Annotated in this window: 19 protein-coding genes; 11 read left to right on the forward strand and 8 right to left on the reverse strand. The window is 39.7% G+C overall.

Going from position 1 to position 19,556, the window contains the following annotated elements; all coding sequences use genetic code 11:
* Positions 1–16 precede the first annotated feature (16 nt).
* The 4 genes from Q1R07_RS09440 to def all read right to left on the reverse strand — a co-directional run bounded on the left by Q1R07_RS09440 (position 17) and on the right by def (position 3,889).
* Positions 17–1,447 carry an anion permease gene (locus Q1R07_RS09440; RefSeq protein WP_300489101.1) on the reverse strand — a complete coding sequence of 477 codons (1,431 nt, stop codon included), beginning with the start codon at positions 1,445–1,447 and terminating at the stop codon, positions 17–19.
* Positions 1,448–1,473: 26 nt separating this feature from the next.
* On the reverse strand, positions 1,474–2,646 hold the full coding sequence (locus Q1R07_RS09445) for a porin (RefSeq protein ID WP_300489103.1): 1,173 nt from the start codon (positions 2,644–2,646) through the stop codon (positions 1,474–1,476).
* Positions 2,647–2,846: 200 nt separating this feature from the next.
* Positions 2,847–3,239: a VOC family protein gene (locus Q1R07_RS09450; RefSeq protein ID WP_300489106.1), complete on the reverse strand. Its 393-nt coding sequence runs from the start codon at positions 3,237–3,239 to the stop codon at positions 2,847–2,849.
* A gap of 2 nt (positions 3,240–3,241) precedes the next feature.
* Positions 3,242–3,889, reverse strand: coding sequence for a peptide deformylase (gene def / locus Q1R07_RS09455; protein WP_300489109.1), 648 nt, complete (start codon positions 3,887–3,889; stop codon positions 3,242–3,244).
* Positions 3,890–3,964: 75 nt separating this feature from the next.
* Here def and Q1R07_RS09460 point away from each other — a divergent pair, with 75 nt between their 5' ends.
* The 6 genes from Q1R07_RS09460 (at position 3,965) to Q1R07_RS09485 (ending at position 8,454) form a co-directional block, all read left to right on the forward strand.
* Positions 3,965–4,777, forward strand: a complete 813-nt coding sequence (locus tag Q1R07_RS09460; protein ID WP_300489112.1) for a helix-turn-helix domain-containing protein — start codon at positions 3,965–3,967, stop codon at positions 4,775–4,777.
* Between the two features lie 91 nt (positions 4,778–4,868).
* Positions 4,869–5,243 (forward strand): VOC family protein, encoded by a 375-nt coding sequence (locus Q1R07_RS09465; RefSeq protein WP_300489115.1) that lies wholly within the window; start codon positions 4,869–4,871, stop codon positions 5,241–5,243.
* Positions 5,244–5,290: 47 nt separating this feature from the next.
* Entirely contained in the window at positions 5,291–6,538 is a 1,248-nt protein-coding gene (locus Q1R07_RS09470; RefSeq protein ID WP_300489118.1) for an agmatine/peptidylarginine deiminase, read from the forward strand.
* Between the two features lie 127 nt (positions 6,539–6,665).
* Positions 6,666–7,094 (forward strand): GNAT family N-acetyltransferase, encoded by a 429-nt coding sequence (locus Q1R07_RS09475; protein ID WP_300489121.1) that lies wholly within the window; start codon positions 6,666–6,668, stop codon positions 7,092–7,094.
* 6 nt (positions 7,095–7,100) lie between these two features.
* Positions 7,101–7,619 (forward strand): 5'(3')-deoxyribonucleotidase, encoded by a 519-nt coding sequence (locus Q1R07_RS09480; RefSeq protein WP_300489124.1) that lies wholly within the window; start codon positions 7,101–7,103, stop codon positions 7,617–7,619.
* Positions 7,620–7,695: 76 nt separating this feature from the next.
* Positions 7,696–8,454 (forward strand): SDR family oxidoreductase, encoded by a 759-nt coding sequence (locus Q1R07_RS09485; RefSeq protein ID WP_300489127.1) that lies wholly within the window; start codon positions 7,696–7,698, stop codon positions 8,452–8,454.
* 80 nt (positions 8,455–8,534) lie between these two features.
* On the opposite strand, the gene glmM is transcribed toward Q1R07_RS09485, so the two are convergent.
* On the reverse strand, positions 8,535–9,923 hold the full coding sequence (gene glmM / locus Q1R07_RS09490) for a phosphoglucosamine mutase (RefSeq protein ID WP_300489130.1): 1,389 nt from the start codon (positions 9,921–9,923) through the stop codon (positions 8,535–8,537).
* 250 nt (positions 9,924–10,173) lie between these two features.
* Between glmM and Q1R07_RS09495 the strand changes: the two genes are divergently transcribed.
* The 5 genes from Q1R07_RS09495 (at position 10,174) to Q1R07_RS09515 (ending at position 17,456) form a co-directional block, all read left to right on the forward strand.
* Positions 10,174–10,776, forward strand: coding sequence for an acyl carrier protein phosphodiesterase (locus Q1R07_RS09495; RefSeq protein WP_300489133.1), 603 nt, complete (start codon positions 10,174–10,176; stop codon positions 10,774–10,776).
* Entirely contained in the window at positions 10,760–11,425 is a 666-nt protein-coding gene (locus Q1R07_RS09500) for a DNA alkylation repair protein (RefSeq protein ID WP_300489136.1), read from the forward strand. The genes Q1R07_RS09495 and Q1R07_RS09500 overlap by 17 nt, the downstream gene beginning before the upstream one ends.
* An 81-nt stretch (positions 11,426–11,506) precedes the next feature.
* Positions 11,507–13,327, forward strand: a complete 1,821-nt coding sequence (locus Q1R07_RS09505; protein ID WP_300489139.1) for a chloride channel protein — start codon at positions 11,507–11,509, stop codon at positions 13,325–13,327.
* Positions 13,328–13,580: 253 nt separating this feature from the next.
* Positions 13,581–16,415 carry an excinuclease ABC subunit UvrA gene (uvrA, locus tag Q1R07_RS09510; RefSeq protein ID WP_300489140.1) on the forward strand — a complete coding sequence of 945 codons (2,835 nt, stop codon included), beginning with the start codon at positions 13,581–13,583 and terminating at the stop codon, positions 16,413–16,415.
* A gap of 315 nt (positions 16,416–16,730) precedes the next feature.
* Positions 16,731–17,456, forward strand: a complete 726-nt coding sequence (locus Q1R07_RS09515) for a TIGR00730 family Rossman fold protein (protein ID WP_300489142.1) — start codon at positions 16,731–16,733, stop codon at positions 17,454–17,456.
* 42 nt (positions 17,457–17,498) lie between these two features.
* Here the strand turns inward: Q1R07_RS09515 and Q1R07_RS09520 are convergent, their stop codons facing one another.
* The 3 genes from Q1R07_RS09520 to Q1R07_RS09530 form a co-directional block, all read right to left on the reverse strand.
* Positions 17,499–17,819, reverse strand: coding sequence for a rhodanese-like domain-containing protein (locus Q1R07_RS09520; RefSeq protein WP_300489143.1), 321 nt, complete (start codon positions 17,817–17,819; stop codon positions 17,499–17,501).
* 479 nt (positions 17,820–18,298) lie between these two features.
* Positions 18,299–18,727 carry a lipocalin family protein gene (locus Q1R07_RS09525; protein ID WP_300489144.1) on the reverse strand — a complete coding sequence of 143 codons (429 nt, stop codon included), beginning with the start codon at positions 18,725–18,727 and terminating at the stop codon, positions 18,299–18,301.
* 247 nt (positions 18,728–18,974) lie between these two features.
* A complete protein-coding gene (locus tag Q1R07_RS09530) occupies positions 18,975–19,541 on the reverse strand; it encodes a thioredoxin family protein (protein ID WP_300489146.1) in 567 nt (188 codons plus the stop codon).
* Positions 19,542–19,556: the final 15 nt, after the last annotated feature.

Raw genomic sequence — 19,556 nt, forward strand, 5'->3', positions numbered from 1 at the left:
GCTATATTCTTTTAAATTAATAGTAACCTATAATTTTCATCCATAGTCCGCCAACGGTCATATAGATGAGCAATAAGATCAGACCGGTTTCGAGTCCGCGGAGCCACCAGTTTTTTAAATCGACATAACCGCTTCCGAAGAATACCGGTGCCGGACCGTGACCATAATGTGTTAGTGTTCCGTATAGCGAACCGATAAATCCCAACATAAAAGCCAGTAAAAGTCCCGGAATTCCCAGCGAAACACCTACGCCCAACAATGCGGCATACATGGCCGCAACGTGCGCCGTAGCACTGGCAAACAGGTAATGACTAAAAAAATAGACCAGAATGATCACCGGAAAAGCTATCTGCCAGCTTAAATCGCCAATCTGTACTTTTACCAAGTTACTAAACCATCCGATAAAACCCAACTCGTTTAGCGAACTGGCCATCATTACCAAAACCGAAAACCATACGATCGTATCCCAGGCTCCTTTTTCGGATTTAATATCTTCCCAGGTCAATACGGATGTCAGTAATAACATGATCAAACCAATAAAAGCTGTTGTTGTTGCATCAATTGAAAACAAATCCCCTGTAATCCATAAAAACAAAAGCAGGAAAAATGCCAGTAACATCAGCCATTCGTTACGGGTAACCGGTCCCATTTCCTTTAGTTTTTTGGCGGCCATTTGCGGTGCATCGCCTGTTTTCTTTAATTCCGGCGGATATAATTTATACAACACAAACGGAATTACGAAAAAAGAAACCAATCCCGGGATAATCGCCGCAATGGCCCATGACATCCAGGAAATTTTAATACCCAGATCGGCTGCAAACTTCTGACACATCGGATTACTGGCCGTTCCGGTTAAAAACATAGACGACGCAATTAGGTTCATATTATAACTGTTCAGCGTTAGGTAGGAACCCAGCTTGCGGTGTGTTTCGGGTTTATCGGGTTCGGAGCCAAAACTAATGGCCATCGATTTCATAATCGGATAAATGATACCCCCACCGCGTGCCGTATTACTCGGAATTGCCGGTGCCAGACACAAATCAGCCAGTCCCAATCCATAGGCCAATCCGAGGGAACTTTTTCCAAAAATCCGGATAAACAAAAAGGCAATCCGGTTTCCCAATCCGGTTTTAATAAATCCACGGGCGATAAAAAACGAAATTCCGATAAGCCAAATTACTTTATCGCCAAATCCTCTTAGTGCCAATGTGATGGACTTACCGGCTTCGCCCGGAGCCAATACCTGTGATAATGCTGTGATTCCGATAGCAATCATACACATCGTTCCCATGGGAGCCGCCTTTAGTATAATTCCTAAAATTGTCGCTACAAAAATGGCAAACAGATGCCATGCCTCGGGAGTAACGCCATCCGGTTGCGGAATAAGCCATAAAGCAATACCGGCAGCCAAAGTGATCAAAACCCTGGTAATGTTAACTTCTTTCATGGGGAGCAGTTTTATATTAGTATTTTTTAAAGGCGGCTCTGTACCTGTAGTAATAGCAGGTTATTGTTATGCGTAGTCGTATCGTCTATCGTATGCTGGTAACGATCGATTTGTAATCCCAACTGAATCCGGGCACCATAATCTTTCAGGAACTCGAATCCAAGCATTGGTACGAGTGTCTGGCGAACATTGGAATTGATTCGGAAATTGGAATCCATATATTCATAACGACAGGAAAACTCGATAGCACTCAGTTTTTTATATTTGATTTCATACCGCAGATTGGGCAGAAAATAAAAACCGCGTATCTGGTAATTACTGATATACGGTGTGCGTTCTTCTACCGGTAGCGAAAAATACAGATTGTGATTAATGGCTTGTTTAGCTTCCATTTGGGTTTCGAAAAACAAACGGTCGGTTAACTGAAAATCGGCCGTGATATCGGCACCAAAAGCGTATACTTCTTTTTTAAAAACCTCGCCAAGTCCTGCATTTAATCCAAAGTTCACATTGTTCTTTTTTGACAATCCCATTACAATCCGAGTCGAATATTGTTTTCCGTTGTCTTTGTCCATTTCCTGATTCCGGCCATTTCCGTTTACGACCGAAAAAGCATACGTTATCGGTAAAGTCCCTATAGCTACCGCGCCACTTAATGCAGCACCAATCTGGAAACTCGTCCAGCCGTTTTTTCCGAATTCATAATACTGATTCGAAAAATCCATCGATTTAATAATATCGACCGGATAGGTCTCTTCGATACCAAACCAAGGACGAAATTGGCCAACGGTAATCGCAAAATAGTTATTAAACGTATATTTGAGGTAAGCGTTTTCGAGTACTTTGTTTTTGGGATCCGATTTAAAGTCGGCCAGATTTACCAAGGCAACGACTTCCGTTCGTTCGGATATTTTGGCTCTGACTTGTGCCCGCATTCTTTTAATATCGAAAGAATTTTGGGTAACATTGCCATCGGAGTGATGCAAACCGTTTAAGTCGACATTATCGGTAAGTCCTACCAGATAGCGTGCCTGAAAAAGGCCTTTAAACTGAAGTTGCGGGTATTTTACCGGAGTTGCGACCGGAGCCGGAGCCGACGGTATCTTTAGACTATCGGCATTTTGAGCCAACAGATTATAAGGTAGCAAAAAAAGAAATAAAGCTTTGGCAAGTAATACGTTAACAATTTTATTATTCATAGTGACGAATTTAGGGCCTTGTAAGTATTAGGTATTTACCTTACAAGGGAAATTGTTATCACTATAAAATTAACAAAAAAATTATAAAAAAATACCTTACAAAATATTTTTTTTCAATTTTAAAGATAAGCTGTTAAAAACACAACATTTCGTTAACAAGAAGTCAATCGAAACGTCTGAAGCTCAAAAAAAAGTAAAAGTTAGTGGAGTACTTCAACAACCGTAAGTCGGTTTCCGTATAAATCTTTACAGTGGAAAAACTTACTTTCGGGCGTTACGGTGAGTCCTTCGATAATTTCGACCGTATTGGTCTTTACATAGTGGTAAAGGTCTTCGCAATTATCGGTATAAATTACAATGGTGGGCTGACCTCCGGTTTGGTGACCAATACGTTCCGACTGGGTCGCATCGTCTGCTTTAAGCAGCCATAATCCAACGGTAGTATTATCGGAAAAGCCAATATGAACATAGCGTTGTCCGTCTGGCATAACCGCATCGTAAAGTTTTTTACAGAAAAAATTCCTGCGATAGAAATCAAATGCTTTGTCGTAATCTTCCACTAAGAGAATTACCCTTCCCAAACTGACTTTCATAATTACTGGCGTTTTAAACGGTCTTCTAAATATAACGAGGTCTCATTGTTAATGCTGTGATAGGTATTCTTTGTTTGTTCCTCCAGTCGGTCGGTAAATAAAATACCGTTCAGATGATCGGTTTCATGCTGGAAAATCACCGCTGTAAAGCCTTCGATAATTTCTTCCTGCTTCACACCTTTTATATCCTGATAGGACAATCGGATGGTATAATTGCGGAATACATCGCCACTACGATCCGGAATCGACAAACAGCCTTCATTTCCTTTTCGAAGCAATTTGGAACGCCAGATAATCACCGGATTGATATAGGCTTCAAATGGTTCACCACTTTTATCAAACCGCTGAACCCAGATTACATTTCGGTTAATTCCAACCTGAGGTGCTGCAATTCCTACACCACCTTCTTCGGGATCGGTAACCGCCTGATACATTCTGTCCAGTAATACCGGTAAATCTTTGTCGTTGGGATTTATATCTTTTGATACCGATTGTAGAATGAGCAACTCCGAAGGCTCCGTTATCTGAATAACCTTCATTTTCTGTTTTCTGTCACCGGAATGGATACGGGCTTTTTCTTCTTTTGTAAAATGTTGCGCCATAGAAGTCATACTAACAAAAGTAAACAACAATAGGTATATTTTTTTCATTTCTAAATTTAAGACATTATTTTTACCTGTAACAAAGATTTAAAATTAATCGGATTCCGGCAAATCACAATCATTTTGACGATAAATAGCAACATAAAAGCGTTATACACACCGGTTCAGCCTACAATACAGCCCACTTCTGACCGTGTGAGCTATCGGGAATTTCCGCCCGATATCAGGCTTTCTGCTTATATTTATTGCTACTGGCAATTGAAAACCGATTGTAAACTCCAGGACGAATTTAAGTATCAAGTGGTTGCAGACGGTTGTATGGATATTTATTTTGAACTCGATAATCCTTCAGAAGCCTACATTAGTGGATTTAGTGCGCATTGCACCGAATTTCCATTGGGAAAAACATTCCATTATATTGGTATTCGTTTTTACCCGGCCATGTTTCCGCTTCTTTTTCAAATGGATGCTTCCGAACTATCCCATCGTTCCGAATTATTACAATTGGTTTTACCGGAAAAAGCAAACTATTTTAAAATGCATTTTAATTCCGATCAGGATACCGAAACTAGTAAACAAAAATTAGATCATTACTACCTGAACCAAATCAATCGCACTGTGTTACAACCTGATTTTCGCTTTTTTAGTGCCATCGACAAAATCTTTAAAAATTCCGGAAACCTGAATGTGGAAACCGACCTCAACACCGGTATCAGTCCGCGGCAACTACGTCGGTTGTCCAAATATTACTTAGGCGATTCTGTCAAAACATTTTGTAAGGTGGTACGTTTCCAAAACGCATTACAACAGCATTCCAATCCGAATGGCCGAAATGAATATTCATTCCTGGATTATGGTTATTATGATCAGGCGCATTTTATCAAAGAATTCAAAAGTATGTATGGGCTTACCCCTAAAAATGCTCTAAAACAATAAAATTTTAGGAGCCACTTTCGATTGTCCGTTTTTTACAATTTTTTCCAGACTTCCCAACGGAACTTTGTAGGGCACATTTAAAACAACAATCATGAAATTTAACTTTGGTATTATCACGACAAAACTTGCAGAAAGTAAAGCCTTTTATACTACTGTATTAGGATTTGGTATCACTTTCGAAAACGATTTTTATCTCTTGTTACATAGCCCGGACGGTTTTTTCGAAGTCAGTTTTTTACTTCCCAACCATCCGTCACAGCAACCGTTATTCCAGTCGGCATTTGCTGGTAACGGCATGTACCTTACTATTGAAGTGGCTGCTGTAGACAGTGTTTATCAGGACATGCGTTCCAAAAACATTCCTATCGAAATCGAATTACGGGACGAACCATGGGGCGACCGACATTTTGCTATTCAGGATCCAAACGGAATCGGAATTGATATCGTTACCTACTCCGGTTCCTAAAAAAACCGTATAATTTTTGTAACTTTATAAGCCAAAAATTATTTGTGATGCGCGCACATAACTTCAAAACCGTTGGTGAATTCGACCCACAGGAATCCGTTTTACTCATATGGCCACTGGTACAATATGCCACTGTTTCCAAAGACTATGACATCGAAGCCGTAACCATTTCCATTATTTCCCATTTACTGGACAATGTAGCCGTTATCGTTTCCTGTTATGACGAAGCCTCCAAAGAACGTGCCATACAGGAATTGAAAAATCACGCGATCGATACCGGGAAAATCAGTTTTATGGTTTTCCCATCCGATTTTATTTACCCGCGGGATTTTGGAGCCGAAATACTTATCAATGAAAAAGGCGAACGCGCTGTAGTTGACTTTAACTTTGATTCCTACGGTTTTTTTCCGAACAACCATCCGATTTCCAAAAAGATGGAAGAATTCGACCGGGTTCATGCTAAATTTATCGATATCGAAGGTTTGATTTTTACGCGATTAACCAGTGAAGGCGGTGATCGGGAATTTAACGGAAATGGCATTTTAATGACCATTGAAGATACCGAAGTTACAAAACGCAACAAAGGCTGGACTAAAGAACAGGTGGAAGATGAATTTAAACGAATTTTTAACCTCGATAAGGTAATCTGGTTACCCTATGCCACTTATGACGACGAAGATATGCATGCCGGACCCATTCCGGACGAAAACGGTGCATTCTTAGCCTATCGTTCGGCTTCGGCAAACGGTCATATTGATGAAATGTGTCGTTTTGTAAATCGAAATACCATCGTATTGGCACATATCACAACAGAAGAAGCGTTACAAAGTCCGATTCATGCCTTAAATAAAGAACGACTGGATTTAGCTTATACGATACTGCAAAAAGAAACTGATCAAAACGGAGACCCGTTTAACATCATACAAATGCCGGTTCCGGAACCCATTTATATTACGGTTAAAGAAGGTGACGACGTTTATGAAAATTATCATTTCCCTTATGATTTACTCCACGGCAAACTCAAAGACGGAAGTCCGTTTCCTCAGGAACGTATGAAAGTACTGCCGGCGTTGAGTTATTGTAATTTCCTGATTACAAACAATCTGGTTATCGCTCAAAAATACTACCGCGAAGGTATGCCATATATCATAAAAGAAAAAGATGAAGCCGCTCTGGCCATTTTAAAAAACGTATTCCCGGATCGGAAAGTCATCGCAATCGACAGTATTGCCCTGAATTTATGCGGTGGCGGTATTCATTGCCATACGCGTAATGTCCCAAAAGTCAAGTTGTAAACAACGGTATTACAGCCTGAATTTTCCAATTGGGCAATCGGAAATTTATAGATAAATTAACACCAACCGACAGCATTATTTTTCCATAAACCGTTAAATTTGATCAACACACATTAGCCTATCTTCTATGCCTATTCGAAAAGCAACTCTAGCCGACAGTTCAAAAATTCAGGATTTGCTGGCACAAATGGGCTATCCCGATACTGGAAATTTTATCCTAAAAAAAATAGAAATTCTACTGTCACATCCCGATGAGGTTTTGTTCGTTTATGAAGAAGCCAACGAAGTACTCGCTTTTATTTCGGTGCATTTTATTCCGCAACTGGCACTCGATGGCGATTTTGCGCGGATCAGTTATTTTTCCGTAGACGAAACCGCCCGTAGTAAAGGAATCGGGAAAGAAATGGAAGCCTATTGTGTGGCATTGGCACGGGAACGAAACTGTGATCGGATCGAATTGCACTCCCACTCCAGAAGAACCGAAGCACATCGGTTTTATGACCGACAAGGGTATACCGAAGTGCCTAAATATTTAGTAAAATCGCTTAAATCATAATACCATATGAAACAACGCTTATTAGTGGATATGGACGGCGTCCTGGCCGATATATATGCCCAATTGATAGAATTCGAATACCAGGAACTTGGCATCCGCCAATCTTACGAAAAAATGAATGGAACATCAGAAGTCGACACTTTTAAAAATGCTTTAGAATATATTTTTAGTGACGGTTTTTTTAGAAACCTACCGGTTATGGAAGGTAGTGTCGAAGTAATGCGACAACTCAATGAGAAATACGAACTGTTTATTGTGAGCGCTGCTATGGAATTTCCCAAAAGCCTTACAGACAAATTCTATTGGTTGGAAGAACATTTCCCGTTTCTCCACTGGAAACAAATCGTAATGTGTGGTTCGAAAACGGTTGTAAAAGGGGATATCATGATTGATGATCACTTTAAAAACCTGGATTATTTTAACGGAAAAACCCTGTTGTTTTCCCAGCCGCATAATATTTCCGGAAATACAAAAAATCATACGCGTGTAGACAGTTGGTCGGATGTTGCAAAAATTTTATTGTAAAATACTTAAACTATCACCATAGTTACCTTCTTGCAACCGCTTACCTTTACCTAGTAAAACTTTAAAAATCAAAGCAATGGCTCAAAAAATAGTACTTGTAACCGGCGGAAGCCGCGGACTTGGCAAAAATATGGTACTGCAACTGGCTCAAAAAGGACTGGATGTCGTACTAACCTATAACAGTAAAAAAGAAGAAGCAATCGAAGTGGTCAAAGAAATCGAGCAATACGGCCGAAAGGCAGCAGCCGTTCAGCTAAATGTATCCGATATCGCATCGTTTGACGCTTTTTGGACAACCGTTCAGCAGACTTTAAAAACACATTTTCAGGCCGATCATTTTGATTATCTGGTAAATAATGCCGGAATCGGAATTCACGCTTCTTTTGAAGCTACCACCGAAGAACAGTTTGATACCTTAATGGGAATTCAGTTTAAAGGGCCATTTTTCCTTACTCAAAAAGCCTTACCACTTATGGCTAATGGCGGTGGTATTGTAAATATTTCGACCGGACTGGCTCGTTTTTCATTTCCGGGTTATGCCGCTTATGCTTCGATGAAAGGTGCTATTGAAACTTTAACCAAATACCAGGCTAAAGAATTAGGTTCCCGAGGAATCCGCGTGAATGTGGTCGCTCCGGGTGCTATCGAAACTGATTTTGGTGGCGGTGTGGTTCGCGATAATGCCGAAATGAACAAAAACATTGCTGCGGCAACCGCATTAGGACGTGTTGGTTTACCGGACGATATTGGCGGTGTAGTTGCTTTCCTTTGTACCGATGACGCGCGCTGGATTAACGCACAACGTATTGAAGTTTCCGGAGGAATGATGTTATAAAACGAAAGGACGCTTGCTCCTAAAAAATAAAACCTGTCCGCTTTTAAGCGAACAGGTTTTTTATTTATATAATCCCGGTTTTAGATTCCGGCAATTTCTTTGATCTCATCGATAATTCGCAACGCCAGTTTATCAGCTTGTTCCTGTGTAGGTGCTTCGGTATAGATACGGATAATCGGTTCCGTATTCGACTTTCTCAAATGTACCCAGTCTTCCGCGAAATCAATCTTCACACCATCTACAGTCGAAATATTCTCATGTTGGTATTTCGCCGTCATGGCTTTTAAAATGGCATCTACATCGATTTGTGGTGTTAACTCGATTTTATTTTTACTCATAAAATACTGTGGATAACCGGCTCTTAATTCGGCCACCGATTGCTCTTGTCCGGCCAGATAGGTCAGGAATAAAGCGACACCAACCAAAGCATCACGCCCGTAGTGTGCTTCCGGATAAATAATACCACCGTTACCTTCACCACCGATAATCGCGTTATTCTTTTTCATCAGTTCCACAACATTCACCTCTCCCACCGCACTGGCTTCGTAGGTTCCGTTGTGTTTCTGCGTTATGTCGCGTAACGCTCGGGACGACGACATATTCGAAACGGTATTTCCGGGCGTACGACTCAACACATAATCGGCCACGGCTACCAGTGTATATTCTTCTCCAAACATTTCTCCATCATTGGAAATAAACGCCAATCGGTCTACATCCGGATCAACTACAATACCGAAATCGGCTTGTTCTTTTACCACCAATTCGCAGATATCTCCCAAATGTTCCTTTAACGGCTCCGGATTGTGTGGAAAATGACCATTTGGTTCGCAATACAAACGTACCACTTCCACGCCCATTTGCTCCAGTAATTTCGGAATGATGATCCCTCCGGAGGAATTCACACCATCGACAACCACTTTGTATTTTTTCTTTTTTACCGCTTCGGCATCTACCAAGGCTAAATTCAATACCTCATCGATATGAATGTCCATATAGGCGTCGTTTTCGGTAATCGTTCCCAAATGATCCACATCCGAAAAATCGAACGCTTCACTTTCGGCAATTTCCAGAATTTTAGCACCATCGGCGCCATTTAAAAACTCGCCTTTATCATTTAATAATTTTAACGCATTCCATTGTTTCGGGTTATGCGAAGCCGTTAGAATGATTCCGCCATCGGCTTTTTCCAACGGAACGGCAACTTCAACAGTTGGCGTTGTCGATAATCCCAAATCGATAACATCAATTCCAAGACCTATCAGTGTATTTACGACCAGATTGTGAATCATCGGCCCTGAAATCCGGGCATCGCGACCAATCACAACGGTTAATTTTTCCTTATTGCTATTTTGTTTTAAAAACGTTCCATAGGCGGAAGCGAATTTTACCGCATCCACAGGTGTTAAGTTATCACCAGTTTTTCCTCCTATTGTTCCTCGAATACCGGAAATCGATTTTATCAGTGTCATATATGCTATTGGGGATTAAAATTCAAAATCATCACAAATATAAAAAGTTGTCGGCGTAGTACCCTATTCTAATCCTTTTTTTATTCTGTAACATTTTTTAGTTTTAAAAAAGCACGTACCATTCTGAAATAATGTAAAGCAAAGGACATCGGTTGAATCCGGCAAACCTTCCCTTTTTCGATACTGTTTTTAGAAAAGTTATCGTTACATTTACAAACCAGAGTCCACAATGACTGAAATGTAAATACTAATGAACTTTTTAGCCCATATCTATTTATCCGGAGATCATGATCTGATTAAAATTGGCAACTTTATGGCCGATGGTATTCGCGGTAATGATTACCGAAACTTTAACCCGGATATTCAAAAAGGCATACTGTTACACCGTGCGATCGATACCTTTACCGATGCGCATCCGATTTTCAGAAAAAGTAAACACCGACTGCATGAAGCCTACGGTCATTATTCGGGGGTGATTATGGATGTTTTTTATGATCATTTCCTAGCTAAAAACTGGGATCGGTATTCCGAAATCCCTCTGGAAACCTATGTTTCGGCATTTTATTCGTCTTTAAAAGAGCATTATGATTTGCTAACCGATAAAACCAAAGGACTAATGCCGTATATGATTGAACGGAACTGGTTGGTTAGCTATGCCTCCATAGACGGCATTGCGACCATACTTTTCCAAATGGATCAGCGTACAAAAAACCGTTCCCGTATGCAATATTCCGTACGGGAATTACAGGAATACTATGTCAACTTTGAAATCGAATTCACCCTTTTCTTTGAAGAAATAAAACAATTTGCAACCGATAAATTAGCGGAAATTACGCATGACTTTTCTAACTGATCTTACACAAGCTTTCCGCGAAAATGCTTCGGCAGACAATGCCGGACCGATGGAAGCCTATATGAAACATCATTTTCAATTTTACGGCATCAAAGCGCCTTTGCGAAAACAAATCACCAAACAAATCGGATCACAACATAAAACCGAAGTCAAAAACAATGCCCGTGAAATTGGTTTGACACTCTTACAACAGCAACAAAGAGAGTTTCATTATGCCGCTATGGAAATACTGGAAAAGGAACTGCGCGGAAAATTTGTAAAAAAGGATATCGAGCTGATCGAAAAGACCCTCACCACCGATTCATGGTGGGATACCGTCGATTTTCTAGCCAAATACCTGTTGGGCAATTATCTGTTGCAATTTCCCGAAGAAACCGAAACCGTCGTGGCTCGGTTTTCCGATTCCGAAAACATGTGGTTAAACCGCTCCGCTATACTTTTTCAATTGGGTTATAAAAACAAAACCGATGTCGCCCTATTGTTTGCCTTATGCGAAAAACATTCCGGTTCCGGCGAATTTTTTATCCAAAAAGCAATCGGATGGGCGCTACGGGAATATGCCAAAACCGACCCGAAAACCGTTATAAAATTTGTTTCGGACACCACTTTAAAACCATTAAGCAAACGGGAAGCTTTAAAAAATTTATAACGTTTTTAAAATGATACTGGTCCAAAAGGCTTAATTTAGCAGTTTCAAGTTTCCGAAACGGATCATCTAAACCTTGCTACAATGCCGAATAAAAACGTCTCGCCTATAATCCTTTTTTTGCGAAAAAACTTAAAGCGTTTAGAAGCCTCGTTATTTTTCTTAAAAGCTATTTTAAACAACCGACAGTTTATTTATTTATCCTGTATTTTAGTGGCTTTATCTTCGGCTTTAGCGGTAATCGTACTAAAAACATTTGCGCACTCGGTATTCCGTTTTGCGAATTATATCGATAATATACTTCACTTACCGTATAGTAACAGTATCCTACCAATCGTCGGGATTTTACTGACTGCCTTTGTGATCAAAAAATTTCTGGACGGAAGTATCGAAAAAGGTACGTCACAGATTATGATTGCCGTAGCTAAAAAATCGGGTATCATGCCCCGGAAACAGATGTATGCGCAGATCATTACCAGTTCCCTTACGGTAGGCTTGGGAGGATCGGCCGGATTGGAGTCACCGATTACCATTACCGGAGCGGCTTTCGGATCGAACTATGCGCAAAAATACCGTTTGAATTACAAAGACCGGACGCTTTTATTAGCCTGTGGTGTGGCCGCTGGTATTGCCGCCGCGTTTAACGCTCCAATTGCCGGTGTATTGTTTGCCATTGAAGTGATTCTGGCCGATATGAGTGTTACCGCTTTTATCCCGATTATGATTTCGGCCGCAACCGGATCGTTGGTCACCAATGTACTTTTAAAAGAGGATATTCTTTTATCCTTCCACCAACAGCTCACTTTTGATTATCACAATATTCCCTATTATATTGCCATTGGAATTTTTGCCGGACTGGTATCGGTTTACCACGCCCGGACGTTCCGAAAGGTCGAGCATTTTTTTGACCGTTATAAAAACAAAACCTATAAAAAAGCACTGATTGGTGCTTCAATGCTGGCCATACTGATTTTCTTTTTTCCAACCCTCTTTGGAGAAGGATATGAAAGCATTAAAATACTATCGAACGGAAATCCGAGTAAAATACTCGAAAACACGCTTTTAAACTCGTTTAAAGACAACGATATCATTCTGTTGGTATTTGTAGGTGCTACAATGTTTTTAAAAGTTTTTGCGACCGGACTCACGTTAGGAAGCGGTGGAAACGGTGGTAACTTCGCACCTTCCCTGTTTGTAGGTTCCTATCTCGGCTTTTGCGTCGCGAAATTTTTTAGTTTAATCGGATTATCAGACAACCTTCCGGTTAGTAATTTTACCATTGTTGGAATGGCTGGCGTGCTAAGTGGCCTATTCCACGCGCCTTTAACTGCTATTTTCCTTATTGCTGAAATCACCGGCGGTTATGGATTAATGGTTCCGTTATTGATCGTTTCGTCTATCAGTTTTGCGATTACCAAAAAAATGGAAATTCATTCGATGGATATTAAAAATCTGGCTGATAAAGGTCAGGTATTTACCAGTGATAAAGACAAAAACATTCTTTCTTCGATTGATTTATCGAAACATATCCGCAATGATTTTACAACAATTACTTCGGATTCGAAACTGGAAAATATTGTCGATTTACTTTCGAATACCCGACAGAACCTTTTTCCGATAGTAAACGAAAAAGAAGAATTAACCGGTGTGATTAATTTTGATTCCATCCGAAATATTATTTTCAAGCCTTTCCAAATCAAATACACCTCGTTACAGGATGTAACCGAAAAACCGGAAGCTGTTATCTGTTATGACGAAATCATGGAAACGGTAATGGAGAAATTCGAAACCTATCATACCGACATCCTTTTTGTTTTAAAAGACAAAAAATACCTGGGTTATATTTCCAAAATCGAAGTACTGGAAAGCTATCGTGAAAAGTTAAAAGACATGCGAATCGAATAATAGCCGATTATCGCCATAAAACCCATCATTATTTACCCGATCTTCAGAAGATTTTACAGAACATTTACAACGAAAAAAACTTTCGCTCCGGATTCTTTGTAAGAATAGTTATCTATTGGGAATCAAATGCTTTTTAGTTTGGTTTTGCGATCTCAACCTGGCATTCCACTACTAAAAAATAACAAAAATTTCTTTCTTCGGGACGTCTCAAATCGCGCTCAAAACAGTACCTTTGCGTTTTGCTCGATTTTTTATGCTAAACACAGAAGAAACTATTGAAGTATTAGGCGCAAGAGCGCATAATTTAAAGAATATTGACGTTGTGATTCCGCGGGAGAAACTGGTTGTAATTACCGGTTTATCCGGCTCCGGAAAATCATCGCTGGCTTTCGATACCATTTATGCCGAAGGACAGCGCCGTTACATTGAAACTTTTTCTGCGTATGCCCGCCAATTTCTGGGTGGACTGGAACGTCCGGATGTGGATAAAATTGACGGTCTTTCGCCGGTAATTGCCATTGAACAGAAAACGACCAGCAAAAGTCCGCGTTCTACCGTAGGAACCATTACCGAGATTTACGATTTTCTTCGTTTGTTTTATGCCCGTGCCGGGGAAGCCTACAGTTACAACACCGGTGAAAAAATGGTGAGTTATAGTGATGAGCAAATTAAAGAGCTGATTTTTGAAAATTTCAACGGAAAACGCATCAATATTCTGGCGCCGGTGATCCGTTCCCGAAAAGGACACTACCGCGAATTGTTTGAACAAATCTCCAAACAGGGCTTTGTTAAAGTGCGCGTAGACGGAGAAATCCGCGATCTGGAATTCGGTATGAAAGTCGACCGTTATAAAACCCACGATATCGAAATTGTGATCGACCGTATGGCAATTGAAAATACGGAAGACAACGACAAAAGACTTACCGAAAGTATTAAAACCGCCATGTATCACGGAGAAGATATCATGATGGTAATCGAACAGGAAAGTCAGGAAGTTCGCTTTTTTAGCCGAAACCTGATGTGTCCGTCAACCGGGATTTCGTATCCGAATCCGGAACCGAACAACTTTTCGTTTAACTCGCCAAAAGGCGCTTGCGAACATTGTAACGGACTGGGTTTGGTGAGTGAAGTAAATCTGAATAAAATTATTCCAAACCCAAAACTTTCGATTAAAAACGGCGGTTTTGCACCATTAGGAGAACAGAAAAATTCCTGGATTTTTAAACAACTGGAAATCATCGGTGAAAAGTTTGGCTTTAAACTAACCGATCCGATCGAAAAAATTTCACCGGAAGCGATCGACATGATCCTTAACGGTGGAAATGAAAAATTCTCTGTGGTTTCAAAAGTTATGGGAATCACAAAAGAATATAAAATCGATTTTGAAGGGATCTCCAATTTTATCAAAAACCAGCACGACGAAAGTGATTCGGCAACGATCAAACGTTGGGCTAAAGAATTCATGGACGAAGTTAATTGTCCTGTTTGCGAAGGAACCCGATTGCGAAAGGAAGCGTTATACTTTAAAATCAACGAAAGAAATATTGGTGAACTTTCGGCCATGGATATCGATGAATTGAGTCTATGGTTTCAGGAACTTGAACCCCATTTATCCGAAAAACAAAAAGCAATCGCTACCGAAATTGTAAAAGAAATACGCGCGCGTTTGAGTTTTCTTGTCGATGTAGGATTGAACTATCTGTCGCTAAATCGTAGTTCCAAATCCCTTTCGGGTGGTGAAGCACAACGAATCCGACTGGCCACACAAATTGGCTCCCAACTGGTTGGTGTATTGTATATCCTGGACGAACCGAGTATTGGTTTGCACCAACGCGACAACGAACGTCTGATTCGTTCGCTGGAACAATTGCGTGATATCGGAAATTCGGTTATTGTAGTCGAACACGACAAAGACATGATCGAACGTGCCGATTATGTGATCGATATTGGTCCGAAAGCCGGTCGTTTTGGTGGCGAAATCATCAGTAAAGGAACGCCGCAGGAATTGTTATCCGAAAAAACCTTAACCGCTTCCTATTTAAACGGGACAATGGAAATTGCTATTCCGGAAGTACGCCGTGAAGGAAACGGAAAAGTATTAAAATTGAGTGGTGCGACCGGAAACAATCTGAAAAACGTAAGCGTTGAATTCCCATTGGGAAAACTAATCTGTGTGACCGGTGTTTCCGGAAGTGGAAAATCAACGTTAATTAACGAAACGCTTTATCCGATTCTGAATACGCACTTTTTTAATGCCGTTAAAAAACCGCAACCGTATAAAAAAATCGAAGGACTGGAACATATCGATAAAGTAATTGATATTGATCAAAGTCCGATTGGCCGTACACCGCGTTCCAATCCGGCAACGTATACCGATGTATTTTCGGAAATCCGAACTTTGTTTACCCAAACTCCGGAAGCAATGATTCGTGGTTATAAACCGGGGCGTTTTAGCTTTAACGTATCCGGCGGACGTTGCGAAACCTGCGAAGGATCGGGTGTTCGTACCATCGAGATGAGTTTCCTACCAGACGTATATGTAGAATGTGAAACCTGTCAGGGAAAACGTTTTAACCGTGAAACACTCGAAATCCGTTATAAAGGAAAATCCATTTCGGATATATTGGCGATGACGGTAGACGAAGCGGTTCCGTTTTTTGAAAACATTCCGAAAATCTACCGTAAAATAAAAACCATACAGGATGTAGGCTTAGGCTATATCACCCTTGGTCAGCAAAGTACAACCCTATCCGGAGGAGAAGCCCAACGGATCAAATTGGCCACGGAATTATCTAAAAAAGACACGGGTAATACCTTTTATATTTTGGACGAGCCTACGACAGGATTGCATTTTGAAGACATCCGTGTATTAATGGAAGTGATCAATAAACTGGTTGACAAAGGCAATACCGTAGTGATTATTGAACATAATTTAGATGTGATCAAACTGGCCGATTATATTATCGATATCGGTTATGAAGGTGGTAAAGGCGGCGGACAACTGGTTTGCAAAGGAACACCGGAAGAGGTTATTAAAAACCAGAAGAGTTATACCGCTAAATTCCTTAAAAAGGAATTGCATTTATAAAATACAAAAGGCAATATCGTGTTGCCTTTTATTTTTAAAACAAAATACTGTTGTACAACACATTACAACAAAACCATTTGGATTCGTTCATTAATTTTAAAAAAAGGGAGTGCTAAATTTGCATAACGTCAAAAAAGATAATAGTTTTAGACTATGTTTGTTCGGTTTCCGAATAAATGTCAACAAACAACAACACTCCTATTTACATCGTTATACCGGGATATCAGTTGCATTTAGCATTACTGCGGGATAATTATGGCATACGATCTACGAATTCCAATAAACCATAATAATAATTAATAGAAAAGAGTTTAGATGATGAAAGAACAATTTGAAAACGAAGACGACAGAATACAGGATAAATTCAAACAAAAAACCTGGAACGAGATACGAACAAATGATTCCTGGGCGATTTTTAAAATCATGGCCGAATTTGTAAACGGTTATGAAACGATGGGACGAATTGGTCCTTGTGTATCGATTTTCGGGTCGGCCCGAACCAAACCGGAAGATAAATATTACCTATTGGCAGAAAAAATTGCCTATAAAATCAGTAAAGCCGGTTATGGTGTGATCACAGGTGGTGGTCCCGGAATTATGGAAGCCGGAAATAAAGGCGCTCATTTTGGCGGCGGAACTTCGGTAGGTTTAAATATTGAATTGCCATTCGAGCAACATTTTAATCCGTATATCGACCGCGATAAAAACCTGCAATTTGACTATTTCTTTGTACGCAAAGTAATGTTTGTAAAATACTCTCAGGGATTTGTGGTCATGCCGGGTGGATTTGGAACGCTTGACGAATTATTTGAAGCCATCACTTTAATTCAGACCAAAAAAATCGGAAAATTCCCGATTATTCTGGTAGGTCGTGATTTCTGGTCCGGTTTATTAGAGTGGATCAAAACCGTGATCATTGAAAAACATGCCAATGCCAATCCGGCCGATTTAGATCTTTTCAGAGTCGTAGACAACGAAGATGAGGTATTGGAAGCACTGGATAATTTCTATAAGAAATACAACTTAAGCCCTAACTTCTAATAGGGATATAAACTAAAAAAGGGACTTTAAAAGTCCCTTTTTTTATTTTTCTTCCGGCATCACTACCGGTCCGTTCCATTCCATAATTCCACCCACAAGGTTATAGGTTTTGGCAAAACCCATTTGTTGCATCAGGTTACACGCCTGACCGCTTCTTCCTCCCGATCGGCAATAGATATAGTAGGTTTTGGATTTGTCCAATTCGTCTACCTGATAGATGAATCCCTGTCCTTTATAAATATCGATGTTGATGGCACCCGGAATGATTCCCTGGTTCCATTCGTCTTCAGTGCGCACATCCAGGATTACAGCATTGCTGTCCTGTTGTGCTTCCTGCCACCATTGTTCTTGTGTAATGTCCATTTTTGATTTGCGTTTAAAAGTCAAATGTAGACAAAAAAGTGTAATTAGTTATCGGGAATAGTCTATATTGTTTATTGTATTAGCACTTACAATAGGATGCATTTACATATACTTTATTTCCACTCGAATTAATATAATAACAACCTCCATTAGAACCTTTATATAATGTTTTCCCATTATAGGTTCCACAGCCGCTGGAACCGGAACTTGGATTTGTTACAACTGATGATGGTGTTGACACTTCCGATCCACCTTCAGATGTGCATCCTAATAAAACTAATGGTAAAATAAATAGTACTACTTTTTTCATGTTACTTTGAAAATTAAATGTTTCACATCTCAAAAGTAGTTTATCAAATTACCTTCGCATTACGGAAAGCCATAACCATATAACTAAATTCTGGTAACTTCGAATATTACTTTTATAAACAAAAAAATAGGGCTTAAAAGCCCTATTTTTTTTAGTATATATGTTGCTATTACAGTCGCGTTAAAACCACCAAATTCGTATTTCCGGAAAGTAGGAATTTTAATTTCAATGTGGTATTCGTTAATTGCATAATCTCAGCGTTAACGGTTGTTCCGTTTTGATATACAAATGTCAGCGCATTATTATTTCTAGTCCAAACTCCGGTATCGATTGTTTCCTGACAGTTTGGATTGTCAAAATAATGATCTTTGATTACGTTAGCGGCAAATATTTCGATATAATCTTTTGTACAACCGGCAGTATGCTCATAATCATTTATAATTTCCTGATTATTGGTGATGGTTCCTTCTTTTGTAAATTGCCAGGTACCTTCAACTTGAGCGGCTACTTCCTGAGTGTCATCGTTATCTTTACTACATGAGGATAAACCTAAAAATAATACTGCTGCAAATACAGACAAGTTTTTTAATTTAAACATAATTATAATTTTTAAGAGTTTTATTGTTTTAAATATTATGATTTAAAACTTCGCAAAAATAAAATATATAATCACATTATTAAACGAATCGGCTACTTTTAATCGGTTTCCCGATTTAAACAATATAAAATTTTTAGCATTGCCTTTACGTAAGAAAAACGTATTCCTATAAAAGGCTTTAAATCAAATAAAAAGGAGCCAGTAATATACCGACTCCTTTCTTTTCAAAATATTTTTGAGATGCTTATTACGCCTTAATCGAACATCCAATTGCTTTGGTTTCTTTTACCGCTACGTCTTTGTTTTTCAATAAAGCATCCAATGCGTTTTCGGCATATTTTTCTTTTACGGCAGCCGCATCGCTATAATTATCGTCGATCGCTCCGATATATTTTACCACATTTCCAGCTTTTGTTTTTTGTAAGATATACACATGAGGCGTTTTAGTCGCTCCATATTGCGGATAAATTTTCTGACCTTCATCCAATAAATACGGGAACGTAAAGTTTTTCTCTTTGGCACGTGTCTGCATCAATTCGAAACTATCATCTTTTTGTTTTGCCGGATTGTTTGGATTGATCGCTATAACCGGATATCCTAATTTTTTATATTTTTTGTCCAATGCAATGATACGATCTTCGTAAGCCTGAGCATACGGACAGTGGTTACAGGTAAACACCACGATAAAACCTTTTGCAGCTTTGAAATCGGCTAACGACACCTTTTTATTGTCGACATTTTTCAGACTGAAATCAGTCGCCACATCGCCTACCTTATAACCGGCTGCTGGTTTGATCAATGTAAATGCACTCATAACACCAACTACCAG

It is taken from the genome of Flavobacterium sp. (assembly GCF_030146175.1).
GTDB lineage: Bacteria > Bacteroidota > Bacteroidia > Flavobacteriales > Flavobacteriaceae > Flavobacterium.

Bases quoted from the DNA above. Each gene is read 5' to 3' on its own strand.
- Q1R07_RS09440 (WP_300489101.1), bottom strand. From the start codon at position 1,447: ATGAAAGAAGTTAACATTACCAGGGTTTTGATCACTTTGGCTGCCGGT.
- Q1R07_RS09445 (WP_300489103.1), bottom strand. From the start codon at position 2,646: ATGAATAATAAAATTGTTAACGTATTACTTGCCAAAGCTTTATTTCTT.
- Q1R07_RS09450 (WP_300489106.1), bottom strand. From the start codon at position 3,239: ATGAAAGTCAGTTTGGGAAGGGTAATTCTCTTAGTGGAAGATTACGAC.
- def (WP_300489109.1), bottom strand. From the start codon at position 3,889: ATGAAAAAAATATACCTATTGTTGTTTACTTTTGTTAGTATGACTTCT.
- Q1R07_RS09465 (WP_300489115.1), top strand. From the start codon at position 4,869: ATGAAATTTAACTTTGGTATTATCACGACAAAACTTGCAGAAAGTAAA.
- Q1R07_RS09470 (WP_300489118.1), top strand. From the start codon at position 5,291: ATGCGCGCACATAACTTCAAAACCGTTGGTGAATTCGACCCACAGGAA.
- Q1R07_RS09475 (WP_300489121.1), top strand. From the start codon at position 6,666: ATGCCTATTCGAAAAGCAACTCTAGCCGACAGTTCAAAAATTCAGGAT.
- Q1R07_RS09480 (WP_300489124.1), top strand. From the start codon at position 7,101: ATGAAACAACGCTTATTAGTGGATATGGACGGCGTCCTGGCCGATATA.
- Q1R07_RS09485 (WP_300489127.1), top strand. From the start codon at position 7,696: ATGGCTCAAAAAATAGTACTTGTAACCGGCGGAAGCCGCGGACTTGGC.
- glmM (WP_300489130.1), bottom strand. From the start codon at position 9,923: ATGACACTGATAAAATCGATTTCCGGTATTCGAGGAACAATAGGAGGA.
- Q1R07_RS09495 (WP_300489133.1), top strand. From the start codon at position 10,174: ATGAACTTTTTAGCCCATATCTATTTATCCGGAGATCATGATCTGATT.
- Q1R07_RS09500 (WP_300489136.1), top strand. From the start codon at position 10,760: ATGACTTTTCTAACTGATCTTACACAAGCTTTCCGCGAAAATGCTTCG.
- Q1R07_RS09505 (WP_300489139.1), top strand. From the start codon at position 11,507: ATGCCGAATAAAAACGTCTCGCCTATAATCCTTTTTTTGCGAAAAAAC.
- uvrA (WP_300489140.1), top strand. From the start codon at position 13,581: ATGCTAAACACAGAAGAAACTATTGAAGTATTAGGCGCAAGAGCGCAT.
- Q1R07_RS09515 (WP_300489142.1), top strand. From the start codon at position 16,731: ATGATGAAAGAACAATTTGAAAACGAAGACGACAGAATACAGGATAAA.
- Q1R07_RS09520 (WP_300489143.1), bottom strand. From the start codon at position 17,819: ATGGACATTACACAAGAACAATGGTGGCAGGAAGCACAACAGGACAGC.
- Q1R07_RS09525 (WP_300489144.1), bottom strand. From the start codon at position 18,727: ATGTTTAAATTAAAAAACTTGTCTGTATTTGCAGCAGTATTATTTTTA.
- Q1R07_RS09530 (WP_300489146.1), bottom strand. From the start codon at position 19,541: ATGAGTGCATTTACATTGATCAAACCAGCAGCCGGTTATAAGGTAGGC.